This window comes from Streptomyces sp. NPDC002588 (genome assembly GCF_040295925.1).
Lineage (GTDB): Bacteria > Actinomycetota > Actinomycetes > Streptomycetales > Streptomycetaceae > Streptomyces.
In genome coordinates this window covers 119,118-139,451 of sequence record NZ_JBEOWF010000021.1, presented here as the reverse complement: position 1 = coordinate 139,451, position 20,334 = coordinate 119,118, and the positions used below count along the sequence as shown (strand labels likewise).

General features: G+C 71.0%; 7 protein-coding genes and 1 pseudogene (1 of these 8 cut by a window edge). All 8 read right to left on the bottom strand.

Annotation, left to right across the window (positions count from 1 at the left end):
• Nucleotides 1-29: 29 nt before the first annotated feature.
• Nucleotides 30-1,229 (bottom strand): pyridoxal phosphate-dependent aminotransferase, encoded by a 1,200-nt coding sequence (locus tag ABT057_RS24575; RefSeq protein WP_352345719.1) that lies wholly within the window; start codon nt 1,227-1,229, stop codon nt 30-32.
• A 2-nt stretch (nt 1,230-1,231) separates the two neighbouring features.
• The gene (locus ABT057_RS24570; protein ID WP_352345718.1) at nt 1,232-2,158 is read right to left on the bottom strand and encodes a tryptophan dimethylallyltransferase family protein; all 927 of its coding nucleotides are present in this window, start codon (nt 2,156-2,158) and stop codon (nt 1,232-1,234) included.
• A 205-nt stretch (nt 2,159-2,363) separates the two neighbouring features.
• Nucleotides 2,364-3,158, bottom strand: a complete 795-nt coding sequence (locus ABT057_RS24565; RefSeq protein WP_352345717.1) for an SDR family NAD(P)-dependent oxidoreductase — start codon at nt 3,156-3,158, stop codon at nt 2,364-2,366.
• Between the two features lie 39 nt (nt 3,159-3,197).
• Nucleotides 3,198-3,983 (bottom strand): FAD-dependent monooxygenase, encoded by a 786-nt coding sequence (locus tag ABT057_RS24560; RefSeq protein ID WP_352345716.1) that lies wholly within the window; start codon nt 3,981-3,983, stop codon nt 3,198-3,200.
• A gap of 245 nt (nt 3,984-4,228) precedes the next feature.
• Entirely contained in the window at nt 4,229-4,891 is a 663-nt protein-coding gene (locus tag ABT057_RS24555) for an O-methyltransferase (RefSeq protein WP_352345715.1), read from the bottom strand.
• Between the two features lie 43 nt (nt 4,892-4,934).
• Nucleotides 4,935-10,232 (bottom strand): annotated as a pseudogene (locus ABT057_RS24550) (type I polyketide synthase); the annotation flags it as partial.
• Nucleotides 10,232-15,532 carry a type I polyketide synthase gene (locus tag ABT057_RS24545; RefSeq protein ID WP_502973962.1) on the bottom strand — a complete coding sequence of 1,767 codons (5,301 nt, stop codon included), beginning with the start codon at nt 15,530-15,532 and terminating at the stop codon, nt 10,232-10,234. The gene ABT057_RS24545 and the pseudogene ABT057_RS24550, both read right to left, overlap by 1 nt.
• 57 nt (nt 15,533-15,589) lie before the next feature.
• Nucleotides 15,590-20,334 carry the 3' portion of an SDR family NAD(P)-dependent oxidoreductase gene (locus tag ABT057_RS24540; protein WP_352345712.1) on the bottom strand. Its footprint extends 1,729 nt past the window's final position, so 4,745 of the gene's 6,474 nt are visible here — the last part of the coding sequence; its start codon lies beyond the right edge, outside the window; the stop codon is at nt 15,590-15,592.

Here is a 20,334-nt window from a genome sequence, read left to right as displayed (position 1 = left end):
TCCTTCCGGGGCGCTCCCGGCCTTCTCCGTCATTGCCGGACCGCTCGTCGGTCGAGTGACCGGGTGAATTGCTCGAACCGGTCCAGTGCATTGTCGAGAATGCTCTCGGAGGTCGCGAAACTGACCCGGATATTACCGGCGGCCCCCGGTCCGAACCATTCCGGGGTGCCGGGGACCACAGCCACCTCGGCCGAGTCAAGGAGCGATCTGGCGAACTGTTCGCTGCTCAGACCGAAGGCGCTGATGTCGGGGAAAAGCACATAGGTGGCGTCGGGAGAACGGCACGAGACTCCGGGAATGGCGTTGAACCGGCGCACACAGTGATCCCGAGTCCGGTGCAGGTGGTCGACCAGACGATCCCGCCACGGCCAGCCCGAGCGGAGTGCGGTGACGGCCGCGACCTGGGCCAGCGGGGACACGGTGTGGGCCATGCCGAGACGGGCCACCGTCGCCCGCAGGACCCGCGCGGCCGCCTCGTCCGGGGCCACCACGAACCCGATCCTCAGGCCGGGCAGGGCGAAGGTCTTGGACAGGCCGAGCAGGGTGTAGGTCGGCGCACCCAGGTCACCGGCCACGGCTGCGGTGCTGACGTGGCGGGCCGGTGGGTACACGATCTCGTTCCACACTTCGTCGGAGACGACCGGAACGCCGTGGCGGGCGGCGATCGCGGCCACCGCGCGTACCGTCTCCTCGGGCAGCACCGCCCCGAGTGGATTGTGCGGGCTGCACAGCAGCACCAAGGACGTCCTGGAGGTCACCAGGGAGTCCAGGCGGTCGAGGTCCAGACGCCCGGTGACCTTGTCGACCGGGCACAGCAGCCGGCGGGCCCCCGCCGCGTCCACGGCCTGGCCGAACAGCAGATCCACCGGGTCGAGCAGCACGCATTCCCGGTCCGGCCCGGACAGCGCGTGCACCACCGTCCAGATCGCCGCCGCTGTGCCGGGGGTGAGCACGATCTGCGCAGCGGTGGCCTCGATGCCGTAGCGGCGCTGACACACCGAGGCCACCGCCTGCCGGAGCTCGGCCATGCCGTCCTCGGGGGCGTAGGGCAGGTAGCCGTCGGCGAGGTAGGCCATCATCGCCTCGGTCACCATGGGCGGTGCCGGGAAGTCGGGTTCGGCCACGGTCAGCGGGATCACCCCCGGCGCCGCGTCCGCCCAGCGGGTCAGGGAACGTCTGCGCAGGGCCTGCTGGTCCACCCGATCCGGCCGGAAGAGTCCCTCGGTCATGGTCAGCCCGCTGTCCGGTAGCGCGGGGCGGGGTTGCTGCCGTGCATCTCCGGCGACCAGTACACGACCACGCGCGGCTGTCCCCGGTCGGTGCGCAGCGAAGCGTAGGTGTGCAGACCACGGCCCGCCGCCAGGGGTCGCCGGGCGAGCAGGCGGGTCAGCGTGGAGTACCGGTCGGCGGGCAGTCCCAGGCCGCTCAGGACGCTGTACAGCCGGTCGTGCGTCTGGTGGTCGTGGTCGGCGTATGTCCACAGCGGCACGTAGCCGGTCACCGCCGTCGGGGTATCGAGGGCGCCGGTGAAGGTGAGGCTGCTGACCGGCGGCTGTACCGACAGCGCACCGGCGACACCGGTCAGCTCACCGCAGAAGGAGGGGAACAGCCCCTTCCGGTGCGTCGGGCCCAGTGCCATCGTGGCGTCCAGTTCGGCCGCGGTGATGTCGAGGTGGCGGAAGTAGACCTTGACCTTGGCATCCGGTTCCGCGGACAGGTCCAGGCTCAGGTAGACGATCCTGTCGAGGGTGAAACCACGCCGTGCGTAGGCCAGCACCGAAGGCCAGACGACGCTCAGGCCCAGCCGGTCGAGTGCGGCCTCCACCCGGTCGGCGGCGCTGCGCGAGTCGTCCGCGGCAGGATTGAGGTAGACCTTGAAGCCGGGTGCGGCGCCGGGCCGCAGATTCATCGCGTGCATCATCGCGAAGCCCTGCGGGTGCGGTGGCAGGAACAGGTCGGCGACCGCCTCGCACCGGTCGAGCACCGCGCCGTGCCGGGTGCTCAGTGAGTGGTTCAGCGCCTGTGCCGCCCGCTGGGCCGACCGCGGGGTCGCCTCGGGTGGTACCGCCTCCAGCAGGACGCGCAGCGCCTGCACACCCGCCTCGGTGAACTCCGCGGAGAACTCGACCGGGGACCCGTCGGGGCAGACGTCGGACAACCAGCCGGTCCCCGGCGTCACAGTATCCGAACCCCAGGGGGCGACCAGGTCGCCGAGTGTCGCTTCAGCGTCGGCACGGGGCCAGTCCGACTCTCCCAGTAGCGCGCCCAGCAGGCGCGTAGAGAGGGACAGAATGGTCTCGGTCGCCGGTCTGTATGTCGTGCCAGGCATCGCACAGCCCTCCAGAAGATGGGTGGACTTTCGCTCAGGCAGCGGTGTAGCCGCCGTCGGCGGCGACGACGGCGCCGGTGACGAAACTCGCCCGCGCGGAGGTGAGGAAGCCGATGATCTCGGCGATCTCCGCAGGCTGCGCGATACGTCCCAGCGGGTGGATGCCACCGAGAGAACGCAGGTGTTCCCGGCCACCGGGGAGGACGCCGTCGTAGATGTCGGTCTCGACCACGCCGGGAGCCACGAGGTTGGCACGGATGCCATGGGAGGCGCCCTCCAGCGCGAGCACCTTCGTCAGCTGCGCCAACGCGCCCTTGGACGCGCTGTAGGCGACGTGGTCCACGAGCCCGACCGTGGCGGCGGCCGAGCCGACGTTGACGATCGTGCCGCCACCGTTGTCCCGCATCACCTTGAAGGCTTCCCGGGAGTGCAGAAACGCGCCACGCGCGTTGACTCCCAGCACGTCGTCCCAGTCCCGCGCGGTGGTGTCCACTATCGGCTTGCTGACGGCGATCCCGGCGTTGTTGACCAGGATGTCCAGCCGGGAGAACCGGTCCAGCGCGAGCGCGGCCGTCCGTACCGCCGTCTCCTCCTCCGCCACGTCGCCCACAAAAGTGGCCACCCGCTCGAACCGCGTCTCCAGATGCTTCACCTCCGGCCGGTTGTCGGTGGCCAGCACGGACGCCCCCCGGGCTGCGAACCACGCGGCCGTCGCCGCGCCAATGCCTCGGGCCGCTCCGGTGACCACGGCGACTAAGCCGTCCAGTTCGTCCGGTGAGGCGTCGGGAATGGTGTGCGGGCGCTGTTGTTCATGCTGTTTGTCGTGCATGAGGCTGATCCCATCTGGACTTGCTTCTCCGGACTTGCTTCAAAAAGTGGAAACGGAACGACCAGCAGAGAACTCGCCTTGCATTCCGCCCTGTGGAGAGGGAATCAGTGCTTGATTGCTTGCTTGTTGTCTCGTGTTGTTCCGGTGTGGCGAGCCCGGTTGCAATTGCTGACCGGTCCGCTGTGGCAGAACTGTCCGCCGGTGCATGACGGTTGCCCGGCCGGGCCGGGTCACCCGGACTCCCGGACGGCTCTCCCTGCCCGTCGCGCCGATTTCGGTCACCTTGGCGGCGATCTCCTCCTGCGGCACACCCACTTCCATCTCGCCCATCAGCGTCTCGGTCCGCGAGGGCTCACCGGGGAAGCCGACGCCGAGCAGTTTGCGCACCGTACTGCGCCCGCCGTCACAGCCGACGAGATAGCGCGAACGCAACTGTTCGCCGTCGGCCGGCTCGACGGTCACACCCTCGTCGTCCTGCTCGAAATCGGCCACCGCACAACCGCGCCGGACCTGTGCACCCAGTTGGGTCGCATGTTCTTCGAGCAGGTGAACGATGACCGGCTGCGGGATGCCCAGCAGATGGGCGTGCGCGGAATCGAGGCCCCGGGGCGCGGGTTTGTTGATGGCGGCGAAGAATCCGCCGGCGGGACGCTGCCTTCCGAGTTGGCGAATGCGATCCAGGAGTCCGCGCATTGCCATCATGTCGAGACTGCGAATGTGCAGACCGACGATGCGGACGAACGACACGGGCTCGGTTTCCACGGTGAAGCCGCGCTCGACCGTATCGCTGGACGACGGCTCGGAGGTGAACCGCGAAGAGGGCATGGGTGTTGCCTTTCGGGAGTGCCTTGTTGGCGAGGCACTCCCCGGCGACACCTACGTCAATCCAGGTGATCACGACTCCGAACGGGCCCGTGCGGTGGCAGGGCGGATCCGGTGTGGCGGCCCGGCCGGTCCCGGTCACCTCGTCCGGCTTCGGCGTGTCCGGGTCTGTGAGTCCGATCTGTGTCGCCGGGAAGAACTGCCCGCCTCAAGCCCACCCGTTGTCGCCGTCGACGGCCGCTCAGGTGTCACTTCCTGCGGGCGAGGGTGAGTCCGTCGGCCATGGACAGCATCGCCAGGTCCACGCGATCGTCATGGAGGAGGGCCGCATTCAGTTCGCGCACGGCGACGGTGTCCGCATCACGTGTGTCCTCGTCGAGGACGCGGCCGAAGAACACGGTGTTGTCCAGCGCGATCAGCCCGCCCGGCCGCACCAGCCGCAGCGCTGCCTCGTAGTAGAGGGGATAGCCGGCTTTGTCCGCGTCGACGAAGACCATGTCCGCTCCCTCGGGACCGAGTTCGGTCACCAGCGTGGTCAGGACGTCCGCCGCCGCCCCGATGCGGACTTCGATCCGATCGGCGACTCCGGCGCGCCGCCAGTACGGTTCGGCGATCATCGGCCACTTCTCGGAAACGTCCACAGTGATCAGACGCCCGTCGTCGGGCAGGGCACGCGCCATGCACAGCGTGCTGTAGCCGGTGAACGTTCCGATCTCCACAACCGTCCTTGCGCCGATCAGCCCGATCAGCAGCGCGAGAAACTGGGCTTCCTCCGCCATGACCTGCATGGCCTGGCCCATGGGCAGCTCGACGGTCTCGCGCCTGAGGTCGCTGAGGATCTCGTCGTCCCTCAGTGACACCTTCCGGACGTAGTCGAGCAAGGCAGGCGAGAATTCAGTTTGCTGTGCCATTTTCCATCCCATCTGTCCGACATGCGTACCTGTCTTCTGATCGTCATTCGGACAGGCCGAACCTCCTGTCGATGAGGCTGAGCACCTCCTGCGCCGACGCGTCGGCGAGGTCGAGGCCGGCCGCCGGAGGTTCCCGCAGGCTCGACAGCAGCCGTCGTAGGCGGCTGCCGACCTCCGCGGCGGTCGCGTCCCCAGGTTTCAGTGCGGGCGCCAGGGACTCCAACCGGTCCAGGACCTCGAGTACCGGCGCCACAGAGGTCGAGGGTCCGACCAGGGCGCACAGGTGCGCGGCCAGGTCGGTGGGGTTGGGCTGGTCGAAGATCAGAGTCGGCGGCAGCCGCAGCCCGGTCGCGGCGTTCAGCCGGTTGCGCAGCTCGATCGCCATCAGCGAGTCGAACCCCAGGTCGGTGAACGCCCGCTCGGCGTTCACCGACTCCGGCCCGGTGTGCCCGAGCACCGCGGCCGTGTGACCGCGTACCGCATCCAGCAGCACCCGATGTTGTTCGGCCTGCGACAGTCCGGCCAACCGGTGCGTCAGGTCGTGGTGTTCAGACGTACGGCGCGCTCGCCGTCCGATCAGTTCGCGCATCAGCGGTGGCGCGTCCTGGCCGGCGCCCAGGTCGAATCGCGCCGGGACCAGCAGCGCGCTGTCCAGCCGCAGCGCCGTGTCCAGCAGGGCCAGTCCCTCGTGCGCCGACAGGCCCGTGGCACCTGCCCTGGCCGCCCTGGCCCGATCGATCTCGCTCATCCCGGCGGTCATCCCACGGTCCTCGCCCCACAGTCCCCATGCCAGTGACTGCCCTGGGAGGCCGTGCGCCCGGCGCCGCGCCGACAGTCCGTCGAGCACCGCGTTCGCCGCGGCGTACGCCCCTTGGCCCGCACTGCCCAGGACCCCGGCCGCCGAGGAGAACAACACGAAGAAGGACACGGGATGGTCCTGGGTCAGCTCGTGCAGTGCGAGCGCGGCGCCCGACTTGGACCGCATCACCCGCTCGATCCGCTCCGGCGTGAGCGACTCGATGACTCCGTCGTCGAGTACGCCCGCCGCGTGGATCACACCACCGACGCGTACGTCCGCCAGCACCTCGGCCAGGGCGTCGCGGTCGGAGACGTCCACGGCGGCCACGCGCGCACCCAGCTGCGCGGCCAGTTCCGCGGCTCCCTCGGCGGCCATGCCCCGGCGGCTGAGCAGCAGAAGCTTCCGAATGCCGTGCTCGGCCACCAGATGCCGGGCGACAAGCCCCCCCAGTACACCCGTGCCGCCGGTGATCACCACCGTCGTGTCCGGGTCCACCAGGGGCTCGGCCGAGGTGAACGGTGCGTCCGTGGCCCGCATCAGCCTCGGTGCCAGCATCCGGCCCGCACGGACCGCGATCTGGGTCTCTCCGGCGGCCGCCGCGGCCAGGAGCGCCGAATCGTCGTGTGTGCCGTCGGTGTCGACGAGCAGGAACCGGTCGGGATGCTCGGACTGCGCCGAGCGCACCAACCCCCACACTCCCGCCCCCGCCAGATCGGGGACGTCCTCGCCCGAGGTTGCCGCGACCGCCCCACTGGTCATGATCACCAGCCGCTCGTGCGCGGACCGGTCACCCGCCAGCCACTCCTTCAGCAGCTGAAGCACCCGGCCGGCCTCGGCAGGCTCCGGCCCCCCACCGCAGCGGCGTACCACCAATGCGCGCACGGACGGGCCGTCGGACGTCGCCGCCGGGCGCCAGTGGAGCGTGAACATCGCCCGGTCCACCGCCGGTGCGGCCGTCGGCATGCCGGCCGCCACCGGCCGCACCACCAGCGACTCCACCGAGACGACCGGGTTGCCGGCCTGATCGTCCGCCACCAGGGTCAGCGTGTCGTGTCCCGTGCGGGTCAGTTGCACGCGTGCCACCGAGGGGCCTGTGGCGTGCACCGAAACCCCTGCCCATGCGAACGGCAGCCCGCCCCGGTCATCCTCCGTCCGCAGGAACATCGAGGCGTGCAGGGCCGCGTCGAGCAGTGCGGGATGCAGGGTGTAGGAACCGGAGCCCGAGCCGGTGTCGTCGATGCGCACCTCGGCGTACACCGTGTCGTCCGTCCGCCACGCCGAGCGCAACCCCTGGAACGCCGGGCCGTACTCGTAGCCCTGCTCGCGCAGCCCCTCGTAGGTGCCGGCCAGGGGGATCTCGGTTGCGCCCGGAGGTGGCCAGTGGGTCGTACCCGTGTTCGGCGCGGCGTCCCGGGCCGACAGGACGCCCGATGCGTGGCAGATCCAGTCGGGCGACTCCCCTGTGCGTGAGTACACCTTCACCGGGCGGTCGCCCGCCGCATCGGCCGGATCGAGTACGACCTGCAGGTGCACGTCGCTCTGTTCGGGCACCACCAATGGCGCCTGGACGGTCAGTTCCGCCAGCGCCGGGCAGTCGGCGAGCCGTCCCGCGGTGACCGCCAGGTCCACGAAACCGGCACCGGGGAACAGGACCGTTCCGCCGACGGCATGATCGGCCAGCCACCGCTGGGCGTGCCGGGCCAGCCGGCCGGTCACCACCAGCCGGTCGGAGTCCGGTGACTCGACCACCTCCCGCAGGATGCCGTGGTCGAGACCGCCGGCACGGAGGTGTGCCTCTCTGTCGCGTGCCGTTCCGTCGACCCAGTACCGCTTCGACTGGAAGGCGTAGGTCGGCAACTGGATCCGGCGTCCGGCACCGGCCAGCCAAGCCGGCCAGTCCACCGCGACTCCCTCCACGTGCAGCTTGCCCAGAGCTGTGAGGAGTGCCACCGGCTCGGCGAGACGTTTGCGCAGCACGGGCACCCACGGCACGACCCCGGACGCCATGCCCGAGAGCACGGCGTCGGGCCCGATTTCCACGCAGCGTGCGACACCCTGGGCGACCAGGCTGTCCACGCAGTCACCGAACCTGACCGTCTCCCGGATGTTCGCGACCCAGTAGTCGGGGGAGCACAGTTCGGCCGCCGACACCGGTGCGCCGGTGACCCCGGAGACGAACGGGATCGTCGGCGGGGTGAAGGCCACTGTCCGGGCGACAGCCCCGAACTCCGCGAGCATTCCGGCGACCAGCGGCGAGTGGAAGGCGTGGCTCACCGACAACCGCGTCGCCCGGATGCCGCTGCCGGCCAGCTCGGCGGCGGCCGCGAGCACGGCTTCCTCGGCTCCGGAGAGCACCACGGCGTCCGGTCCGTTCACCGCGGCGATGGCGACCTGCTCGCCCAGGAAGGGCAGCACCGCCGATTCCCCGGCCCGTACCGACACCATCGCCCCGCCGACGGGCAGCGCCTGCATCAGCCGGGCCCTGGCAGCGACCAGCCGGGCAGCGTCGGGCAGGGACAGAACCCCGGCCACATGCGCCGCGGCCAGTTCACCGACGGAGTGCCCGAGGACGACATCCGGACGTACTCCCAGGGACTGAATCAGCGTGGTCAGCGCCACCTCGACGGCGAACAGTCCGGTCTGGGCGAACTCGGTCTGATCGAGCAGTTTCGGCGTGTCGCCCCAGATCACCTCCCGCAGCGGGCGGGACAGGTACAGGTCCAGTTCGGCGGTCACCTTGTCGAACGCCTCGGCGAACACCGGAAAGGCCTCGTACAGTTCCCGGCCCATGCCCAGCCGCTGCGACCCCTGCCCGGTGAACCCGAACGCCGTCGGCCCCTCGGATCCGAGCGTCCCCGCGCTCGTCCCCGGCGCGGTGTCGCCCGCGGCGAGCGCGGCGAGGCCCGCCAGCAGCTCCGCACGATCCGTACCGACCACCACCGCACGGTGGTCCCACACCGAACGGGTACCGATCAGCGAGAAGGCCACATCCACCGGATCCGGGCCGCAGCCGTCGCGGTCCCGGTCCTCGAGGTACGACAGCAGTCGCCCGGACTGCGCGCGCAGGGCCTCCGCGGTGCGCCCGGACAACAGCCAGGGGATGACCGCCGGAGCCTTTGCCGGCTCGGCCTCGGCGTCCGCCGACTCGGCGTCTGCGGGTTCGGGCTCTTCGACGATGACATGGGCATTCGTGCCACTGACACCGAACCCGGAGACCCCGGCCCGCCGTGGTCGCGCGGCCGCGGGCCAGGCCCTGGCCTCCGTCAGCAGTTCCACGGCCCCGCCCGACCAGTCGACCAGCCGGCTCGGTTCGTCGACATGCAGGGTTCGGGGCAGCACACCGTGCCGCATCGCCAGCACCATCTTGATCACACCGGCCACACCCGCCGCAGCCTGTGCGTGACCGATGTTCGACTTGACCGATCCCAGGAGCAACGGCCGGTCACGGCCCTGACCGTAGGTCGCCAGCAACGCCTGCGCCTCGATGGGATCACCCAACCGCGTGCCGGTGCCGTGGGCCTCCACAGCGTCCACATCGGACGGAGCCAACCCGGCACTGGCCAGGGCCTGCAGGATGACCCGCTGCTGAGAGGGGCCATTGGGCGCGGAGAAGCCGCTGCTCGCGCCGTCCTGGTTGATCGCGGAGCCTCGTACCACGGCGAGCACGGGGTGACCGCCTCGGCGCGCGTCCGACAGCCGCTCCACGAGCAGCAGGCCGGCGCCCTCGGACCACCCCGTGCCATCCGCGGCCTCGGCGAACGACTTGCACCGGCCGTCCGCCGCCAGCCCCCGCTGCCGGCTGAACTCGATGAACGGGCGCGGCTCCGCCATGACCGTCACACCACCGGCGAGGGCGAGGTCGCACTCCTTGTTCCGCAGAGCCTGGCAGGCCAGGTGCAAGGCCACCAGCGAGGACGAACAGGCGGTGTCGATGGTGACGGCGGGCCCCTCGAGGCCCATCTGGTAGGCGATCCGGCCGGAGGCGACGCTGCCGGCGAGCGAGCTGCCCACGTGGCCCTCGAAATCCTCGCTCGACTGCTCGAGGAGGGCGCCGTAGTCGTGGTACATCACGCCCGTGAACACGCCTGTCCGGCTGCCGCGGACCGCGGCGGGACGGATACCGGCATGTTCGAACGCCTCCCATGAGATCTCCAGCAGCAACCGCTGCTGCGGATCCATGGTCAACGCCTCCCGCGGTGAGATCCCGAAGAACTCGGCGTCGAACCGGTCGGCGTCGTGGAGGAATCCGCCTTCCCGCGCGTAGGACGTGCCGTGGTGGTCCGGGTCGGGGTGATACAGACGGGTCAGGTCCCACCCGCGATTGACGGGGAAGCCGGAAACGGCGTCCTCGCCGTCTCCGAGGAGCTGCCACAGCTGTTCCGGGGTGCGCACACCGCCCGGATAGCGGCACGCCATCCCGATGATCGCGATCGGCTCCCGCTCGGCGGACTCGGCCGCGCGCAGTCGCTCCCGGCTCTCGTGCAGCTCGGCCGTCACCCATTTCAGGTGGTCAAGGAGGACATCTTCGTTCATCGCACCCACTACCTGCCGAATTCGTTCTGGATGAAGGCGAGGACTTCGTCCGCCGACGCCGACTGCAACTTGGCCGTGACCGTGCTCCTGTCCGGCCCCTTTCCGGGTCCCGTCCCGGACTTCTCCGCGAGGCCGTCCCACTTCGACATCAGTGCGCGCAGGCGGTCGGTGATCCGCGCATGTTCGTCGTCGCCCGGCGAGAGGGCGGACAGCAGTCCGTCCAGCCGGTCGAGTTCGTGCAGCGCGGAGACGACGGCTCCTGGCGCGTTGGGGTCGCCGGTCCGGCCACGTCGTAGTTCCGCCGAGACCTGGCGGCCCAGGGCTGTGGGTGTCGGGTGGTCGAAGACCAGGGTGGCGGGCAGCCGCAGGCCGGTCGCGGTGTTCAGCCGGTTGCGCAGCTCGACCGCGGTCAGCGAGTCGAAACCCATCTCCAGCAGTCCCTGCTGCGTGTCCACGCGCTCGGGGCCGGGGAATCCGAGAACCGCGGCTATGTGCGTCCGAACCGCTGTGATCACCCTCCGGTCCTGTTCGTCCGCCGGCAGCCCGGTGAGCTGCTCCCTCAAACCGACCGCGGCCGCCTCGCGGTGGGTACGTACCGTGGCCAGGCCGCGCAGTACGGCCGGAACCTCGCCTCGCAGTGCCGAGGCATCCAGGCGCATGGACACAACCGCCGGTTCGTCCGCCGTCACCGCGGCGTCGAAGGACGACAGAGCGTCGTCCGTGGGCAGTGCGCCGATACCGAACCGCGTGATCCGCGCACGGTCCGCCGCGTTCATTCTGCGAGTCATCCCGCTGGGCTGTTCCCAGGGCCCCCACGCCACGGAGACCGCCGGCAGTCCCGACGCACGCCGGTGCTGCGCCAGGGCGTCCAGGTACGCGTTCGCCGCCGCGTAGTTGGCCTGGCCCGCCGAGCCCAGCGTTCCCGCCGCCGACGAGAACAGGACGAAGGCGTCCAGATCCCGGGTCAACTCGTGCAGATGCCGGGCCCCGTCCGCCTTCGCCCGCAGCACCGCGTCCACCTGCTCGGGCGTCAACGACGACACCACGCCGTCATCGACGACACCCGCGGTGTGCACCACCCCGGTCAGCGGACGGTCGGCCGGGATCGACGCGAGCACCCCGGCCAGTGCCGCGCGATCACCGACATCGCACGCGACGACCGAGACCTCGGCATCAAGACCGGACAGGTCGGCGGAGCCCGTTGTTCCGCTCCGACTCACCAGCAGCAGGTGACGCACACCGTGTGCCGTGACCAGGTGCCGCGCCACCGCCGCGCCCAGCGCGCCGGTCCCACCGGTGACCAGCACCGTGCCGCCGGGGCGGAAGGGTGAGACGCCCGGGTCGGACACCCTCACCCGCTCCAGCCTCGGAACCAGCGCCCTTCCGTCGCGGATCGCCGTCTGGGGCTCGGCGGACGACAGGACGCCGGGCAGCAGGCGAAGTGAGGCGTCCTCGTCGTCCAGGTCCACCAGGACGATGCGGTCCGGGTGCTCCAACTGTGCCGTGCGCACCATTCCCCACACGGCCGCGCCGGCCAGATCCGTGACGGCAGGCCCCACGGCCCCTCGGGTCACCACCACCAGGCGTGACGAGGCGGGCCGGTCGTCGGCCAGCCATGCCTGCGTCAACCGCAGCACCCACTCGAGCGACGCGCGGACGTCCGGGTTCCCGTCCACACAGGACACCACCACGTCCGCTGCCGAGCTGTCGACCGCGCAGAGATCCGCGACCCGGCGGGCGCCGAGCGCGTCCGCCAGACCCGGCCCGTCCTGGCCGATCACCACATGTGTGCCGGAGGGCCCACCGGTCGCCGATGTGTTCTCCCATGCCACCCGGAACAGCGTTTCCCCGGCGCGGGCCGGCTGGAGCCGGCCGGCCGGCGCGGGCCGCAGCACCAGGGCGTCGATCGAGAGCACTGCCGCGCCGGATTCGTCGACCGCGGCCACGGCGAACTCCTCGGGGCCGATGGGGGAGAGACGAACCCGCAGGGACGTCGCCCGCACGGCATGCAACCGGACACCGCTCCAGGAGAAGGGCAACCGTGTGTCGTCGGTGGTGACGGTCAGCGCGGCCGCGTGCAGTGCGGCGTCAAGCAGCGCGGGGTGCATCCCGTACCGCCCGGCATCCGCGGTCACGTCGTCGGGCAGGGCCACCTCGGCGAGAACCTCGTCGCCGTACCGCCAAGCTGCCCGCACACCCTGGAATGTCCTCCCATAGGCGAGGCCGGCCGCATGGAGGCGTTCGTAGAGTTCCGGCACGGCAACCGGTTCGGCGTCCTTCGGCGGCCACTCCGTGAGGGCGAGCCCTGGTTCCGTTCGGCCTTCGCCGCATGAACCGCCTGCGTGCCGGGTCCATTCCCGCGCGCCCACGGCCCGTGAGTGAATGCCCAACACGCCTTGGTCGACGGTAACTTGAAGTTCGACCGCACCCCGTTCAGGCAGTACGAGCGGGACTTCGAGGGTGAGGTCCGCCAGCCAGTCGCCGCCCGTGCGGTCGGCGGCGTGCAGTGCCATTTCCACCATCGCCGCACCGGGCAGCACGACGCTGCCCCGTACCCGGTGTTCGGTGAGCCACGGGTGGGCGGCGGTAGAGAGCCGTCCGGTGAACACCGTGCCGCCGGTCCCGGCGACTTCGACCGCCGTGTCCAGCAGCGGGTGCTCGGCGGCGGAACGGCCGGGACCGGGGCGGAGCCAGTAGCGCTCGTGCTGGAAGGCGTAGGTGGGCAGGTCGACGCGCTGACCGCCGGTCCCGGCCGACAAGCCCGCCCAGTCCACGTCGACGCCGCGCACGTGCAGTTCCGCCAGTGCCGTCAGCGCGGCCTCCGGTTCCGGACGGTCCTTGCGCAGCAACGGAATCGCGTCCACGCCCTCGGCCGTCGCCGCCAGGACGGCATCGGGCCCGAGCTCGACGAACGTCGTCACACCCTGCGACTGCAGCGTCCGCAGACCGTCGGCGAACCGTACCGTCTCCCGTGCGTGCCGTACCCAGTACTCCGCCGTGAACTCCGCGATCGGCCCGCCACTCACATTGGACACGACAGGGATCTCCGGGCGCCCGTACGACAACGTCCTGGTCACACGGCGGAACTCGTCGAGCATGGGCTCCATCAACGGTGAATGGAAGGCATGACTCACCCGCAACCGCCGCGTCCGCCCGAACCGCGACGCCACGGCGAGCACGGCTTCCTCGTCCCCCGAAATCACCACCGACGAGGGCCCGTTCACCGCGGCGATCGACACCTGCTCGGTCAGCAACGGCGTCACATCGGCCTCCGAAGCGACGATCGCGACCATCGCCCCGCCGACCGGCAGTGCCTGCATCAGCCGCCCGCGTGCCGCGACCAGAGCGACACCGTCGTCCAAGGACAACGCCCCGGAGACATGGGCCGCGGCCAGTTCACCGATCGAATGCCCGACAACGACGTCGGGGCGCAGACCCCACGACTGCGCCAGACGGAACAGCGCGACCTCCACCGCGAACAGCGACGCCTGGGTGTAGACGGTCTGATCGAGCAGACCGCCGTCCGACACCGCCTCGCGCAGCGGTCGCGCCAGATACCTGTCGAACCGGGCGCACACCTCGGCGAACGCGGATTCGAACACCGGAAACGCCGCGGACAGCTCCCGGCCCATACCCACCCGCTGGGAACCCTGACCGGAGAAGACGAACGCCAGCTTCCCGCTCCCGGCCACCCCCCGCACCAGGCCGGCCATCTCATCACCGGAGGCCAGCGCCGCCAGCCCGCGCAGGAAACCGTCCCGGTCCCCGGCGACCACGGCAGCGCGATGCTCGAACGCCGAGCGGGTGGTGACCAGCGACGCTCCGACATCGTTCAGGCCGATGTCCGGCCGGGCCGCGACGAACTCACGCAGCCGCGATGCCTGCGCGCGGACTGCCGCTTCGTTCTTCGCGGACAGCACCCAGGGCACATGCACTCCGGGGCCGGCCCGTCCCGGCATACCGCCGTCGGGTTCCGGGACGCCGTCGGGTTCCGGGGCCTCCAGGATGACGTGCCCGTTGGTACCGCTGATCCCGAACGACGACACGGCCGCCCGCCGTGGCCGGCCGGTATCGGGCCACGGCTGCGCCTCGGTCAGCAGCCGGACCTTTCCGGCCGACCAGTCCACGTTCTTCGACGGCTCGTCCACGTGCAACGTCCTGGGCACCACGCCCTCGCGCATCGCCATGACCGTCTTGATCACGCCGGCGATCCCGGCCGCGGCCTGTGCGTGGCCGATGTTCGACTTGATCGAGCCGAGCAGGAGTGGATGGTCCCGGTTCTGCCCATAGGTGGCGAGCAACGCCTGGGCTTCGATCGGGTCACCGAGCGTCGTGCCCGTGCCGTGTGCTTCGACCACGTCGACCTGCGCGGCCGACAGTCCGGCGTTGGCGAGGGCCTGCCCGATCACACGCTGCTGCGAAGGGCCGTTCGGTGCCGTCAGACCACTGCTGGCACCGTCCTGGTTGACCGCACTGCCGCGCACCACGGCCAGCACCGGATGGCCGTTGCGGCGCGCCTCGGACAACCGCTCGACCAGCAGCACACCCACGCCCTCGGCGAACCCGGCCCCGTCCGCCCCGTCCGCGAACGCCTTGCACCGGCCGTCCGGGGCGAGACCGCCCAGTCGGCCGAACTCGGTGAACACGACCGGTGTGGCCATCACGGTCACTCCGCCGACCACGGCGAGTGAGCACTCCTCACGGCGAAGCGCATGGCATGCCAGGTGCAGTGCGGTCAGCGACGACGAACAGGCCGTGTCGACGGTCACCGCCTGCCCCTCGAAGCCGAAGGCGTAGGCCACCCGCCCGGACAGCACGCCACCGGACGCACCGGTGAGCAGGTATCCGTCGGCGCCCGACGGGGCCTCGCCGCCGGCCGGGCGGTAGTCCTGGCTGCCGTTGCCGACGAAGACGCCGACCTGAGCGCCGCGCAACGACTCGGGGTCGATGCCGGCCCGTTCGAAGACCTCCCACGCGGTCTCCAGCATGATCCGCTGCTGCGGATCCATCGCCAGCGCCTCCCGGGGGCTGATGCCGAAGAACTCCGCGTCGAACTCGTCCGCGCCCTGCAGGAATCCGCCCACGGACGGCTGCTCCGGATGCGTGGCGGCCGTCCCGCCGATGTCCCAGCCCCGGTCCGTCGGGAACGGCGTGATCGCGTCCTCGCCCTCCTCGACCAGCCGCCAGAGGTCCTCGGGGGAGGTCACGCCGCCGGGATACCGGCAGGCCATCCCGACGATCGCCACGGGTTCCCGATCCCGGTCCTCCAGTTCACGCACCCGTCGGTGTGCCTGTCGGGCGTCGGCGATCGACCGCTTGAGGTACTCGCGGAGCTTGTCGTCGTTCGACTCGTTCGACATGTGGCGTCACCCTCCGGCCTGGTCGTCGACCATGTGGAACAGTTCGTCGTCGGTCGCCGCATCGAGGTCGCTCACATCGGCGGGCAGGGCCCCGTTCTCGGCCGAGACCAGGGCTTTCAACCGCGCCATCACCTGTGCGCGCGCCGGGGCGTCGGAAGCGAGCCCGGCCAGGGCGCTCTCCAGCCCGTGCAGCGCGGCGAGGGCGCCGTGCGCGTCGGCCGTGCCGTCCGGAACGAGTTGCGCTTGAAGGAACTGGCCGAGCGCGACCGGGGTCGGGTGGTCGAACACGAGCGTCGCGGGCAGCCGCAGGCCGGTCACCGACTTGAGCCGGTTGCGCAGTTCGACCCCGGTGAGCGAATCGAAACCCTGCTCCTGGAAGCCGCGCCGAGCCCTGATCTCGTCCCGCCCGGTGAAGCCCAGCACGGCCGCCGCGTGGCTGCGCACCAGGTCCACCAGCGTCTGTTGCCGTTCACCCGGTGGCAGTTCGATCAAGCGTCGGGTCAGGGACCGCGGATCACCCGTGCTGCTGACAGTTCGCCGGGCCGGCGCGCCCAGGACGCCCTGGAGCATGGGCAGTCGCCCACCGCGCAGTTCGGATGTGTCGAGCCTGACCGGTGCCAGCACCGGTTCGCCGACTCCCAGCGCGGCGTCGAACAGCGCGAGACCTTCCTCGGTGGACAGCGCCAGCACGCCGCGCTGGGCCTTGCGCCGCAGGTCCGCGGAATCCAAGTGGCTCGTCATGCCGGTCCGCTCACTCCACAGGCCCCACGCGAGGGACACCGCCGGCAGCCCCTGCGCCGTCCGGTGATGGGCGAGCGCGTCCAGGAAGGTGTTGGCGGCCGCGTAGTTCCCCTGTCCGGGCGCGCCGAGCAGCCCGGCGGCAGAGGAGAACAGGGCGAAGACCGCGAGGTCCGCGTCCCGGGTCAATGCGTGCAGATGACCCGCGGCGTCGATCTTCGGACGTGTCACCGTGTCGAACCGTTCCGGCGTCAACGACTCGATCACGCCGTCGTCCAGGGCTCCCGCGGTGTGCACCACCGCGGTCAGCGGGTTCTCGGCGGGCACCGTCGCCAGGACGGCCTCGACGGCGGCGCGGTCGGCGACGTCGCACGCGGTCACGGACACGTCCACCCCCCGCGCCGTCAGTTCGGTCACCAGGTCGTCCGCTCCGGGGGCCGCCATGCCCCGTCGGCTGACCAGCATCAGTCGCCGTGCCCCGTGTTCGGTGACGAGGTGACGTGCCACCGCGCGGCCGAGTGTTCCGGTTCCGCCCGTGACGAGCACGGTGCCGTGGGGATCGATCGCGGCGGGAACCGTGAACACGATCTTGCCGATGTGCCGTGCCTGGCTCATGTACCGGAACGCCTCAGGTGCGTGTCGGACGTCCCAGGTGGTCACCGGCACATGCCGCAGGGCTCCCTTCTCGAACAGTTCCACGATTTCGCCGAGCATCTGTCCGATCCGTTCCGGGCCTGCCTCGAGCAGGTCGAACGCGCGGTACGCGACGCCCGGATGTGCCGCGGCCACGTCGGAGGGCATCCGGATGTCGGTCTTGCCCATGTCCAGGAACCGGCCGCCTCGCGGCAACAACCGCAGTGACGCGTCCATGAGGTCCCCGACCAGCGAGTTGAGCACCACGTCCACGCCCGCGCCCTCGGTGACGTCGCGGAACTGCCCTTCGAAGTCGGCATTCCGGGAAGAGGCGATGTGCCCCTCGGCCATCCCGGACGATCGCAGCACGTCCCACTTCGAGAGACCCGCGGTGCCGAAGACATCGGCCCCGAGATGTCTGGCCAGCTGGACCGCCGCCATCCCCACACCGCCGGCTGCCGCATGCACCAGGACGGACTCGCCCGGCCGCAGATCCGCCAGGTCGACCAGCCCGTAGAACGCCGTCAGGAAGACCGCGGGCACGGACGCGGCCTGCACGAACGACCAACCGTCCGGCATCACCGCGAGCATGCGCCGATCGACCACGGTGACCGGTCCGACACCACCGCCCAACAGCCCGAAGACCCGGTCCCCGGGGTGGAGATCGGAGATGTCCGCAGCGGTCTCCAGCACGATTCCGGAGCCCTCGGTGCCCATGACCGCATCGCCGGGATACATGCCCAGGGCGATCAGCACGTCACGGAAGTTGAGCCCGGCGGCACGCACGGCGATCCGGACGTGCCCGGCGGGCAGCGCCTCGCGCGCCTGCGGGTGGTCGACCAGCGCGAGGCCGTCGATCGTGCCTGTTCGCATGGTGTCCAGGCGCCAGGTGCGCGAGCCCGAGGGCGGCGTCAGGACTCCGGCCGAGGCGCCCCGGACCAGTCGCGGGACAAGCAGGGCGCCGCCGCGGACGGCCACTTGCGGCTCGCCGGAGCCCACCGCGTCGGCCAGCGACCGGCCACAGTCCGTGGTGTCGTCCACATCGATCAGCACGAACCGGTCGGGGTGCTCCGACTGCGCGGATCGCAGCAAGCCCCACGTCGGCGCGGCGGTGAGATCCGGCACGTCCTCTCGGGCATGCGTGGCGACGGCACCGCGCGTCACCACCGCGAGCCGTGATCCGGCCAGAGTCTCGTCACCGAGCCATCGCTGTGCCAGTTCGAGCGTCTCGCGCAGGGTCGTCCTCGTGTCGCCGTCGCGGGCGATGACCGGTACGAGCACGACCTCAGGTACGGCATCCCCCGGATCGCCCGGCAGAGCGTCCAGTCCGGAGCACGCCTCCACCTGGAAACCCGCCGCTTCGAGTCCGGCTCGCAGGCCGAGCCCATCGGTCCCGACGACCGCACACCGGCCGAGGGACGACGCCGGGGCCGCCGCGAGGGGCGTCCACTCCACCCGGTACAGCGAATCGCTCGCCGCGTCCAGGTGCTGAGCGGTGGCGGCCCGCGTCACGAGCGACCGGACCGACGCCACCGGCTGACCGGACTCGTCGGTCACCGCCACGGCCACCGAACCGGGACCGTTCGGGGAGAGCCGGGCACGCACGTGGCCGGCGCCCACCGCGTGCAGGCTCGCACCGGCCCAGGAGAACGGCAGCCGGACCTGTCCCGGTCCGGTCCCGGCGGCGTTCCCGTCGAGCAGGTCGGTCAGCAGTGCCTGGAGCGCGGAGTCCAGCAGGACGGGATGCAGCCCGAACCCGCGGGTCTCGCCGTTCTCCGGCAGCACCGCCTCGGCGAAGATCTCGTCGCCGAGCCGCCATACGGCCCGTAAGCCCCTGAACGCCGGGCCGTATCCCAGACCGACGTCGTTCAGCCGGTCGTAGAAGTCGTCCAGGTCCACCGGTGCGGCGCCCGTGGGCGGCCATGCCCCGAGCACCGCCGACGGCTGCGCCGGATCGCTCGACGTCAGAGTGCCGACCGCGTGCCGAGTCCACGGTGTGCCCGGGGGCGAGTCTTCGGGGCGGCTGTGCACGCTCAACGCCCGGTCACCCGAATCGTCCGGGGCCTCCACCGACACTCTGATGTGGACACCGGCGGTCTGCGGAAGTATCAGCGGTTTTTCCAGGGTGAGTTCGCCGATGTGACCGCAGCCGACCTCGTCGCCGGCGCGGACGGCCATGTCGACGAACGCGGTGCCGGGTACCAGCACCGAACCGAACACGGTGTGGTCCGCCAGCCAGGGATGGGATCGCAGCGAGACGCGTCCGGTCAGCACCACGCCGTCGGACTTCGGCAGCGCCATCGCGGCGCCCAGCAAGGGATGTCCGGTGATGTCGAGCCCGATCCGGGACGCGTCGCCGGGGTCGTCGGTGTCCGCCAGCCAGTAGCGCTGTCGCTGGAAGGCGTAGGTGGGCAGATCGACATGGCGCCTGGGAACGTCCCCGAACGCTCTGTCCCATGTGATGCCCACGCCGGCGACGTGGGCGTCGGCCAGTGAGGTGAGGAACCGCCGCAGACCGCCCTCGTCCCGGCGCAGCGAGCCCAGGGCGGCGATGTCCACACCCATCGCGTCCGCGGTGTCCTGCATGCCGACAGTCAGCACGGGATGCGCACTCGATTCGACGAAGGCGGTGAACCCGTCGCCGATCAGCGCCCGGATCGCGGACTCGAACCGAACGGTCTGCCGCAGGTTGCGATACCAGTACTCCCCGTCCAGCCCGCTCGTGTCGATCCGGCCGCCGTCCACCGTGGAGTAGAACGGGATCTCGCTGTCGCGCGGCGCGATACCGGTGAGGCCGGCTTCGATCTCGGCCCGGATCGCCTCGACATGAGCGCAGTGCGCGGCGAAGTCCACTCCGGCCAGGCGCCAGCGCAGCACGCCCCGGCGGGAGAGCTCGCGTTCGTACTCGTCGAGGGCGTCGATGTCACCGGAGACCGTCACCGCGGCGGGGCCGTTCACCGCCGCGACCCACAACCGGCCGTCCCACGGTCCCAGCATGGCCGCCACGTCGGCGCCCGGCGCGACCACCGAGAGCATCCCGCCCCGGCCGCACAGCCGCCGCAGCGCCCTGCTGCGCATCACGACCACCCGTGCCGCATCGCGCAGCGACAGCGCGCCCGCCACGCAGGCGGCCGCGATCTCGCCCTGGGAGTGCCCCACGACGGCCGCGGGCACGACACCGTAGGAACGCCATACGTCCGCCAAGGACACCATGATCGCGAACAGCACCGGCTGGACCACGTCCACCCGGTCCGGTCCCGGCGCGCCGTCGGCACCCCGCACCACATCGAGCACCGACCAGTCGACGTACTCGCCGACAACAGCGGCGCACTCGGCCATCCGAGCCGCGAACACCGGTTCCGTGTCCAGCAGCTCACGGG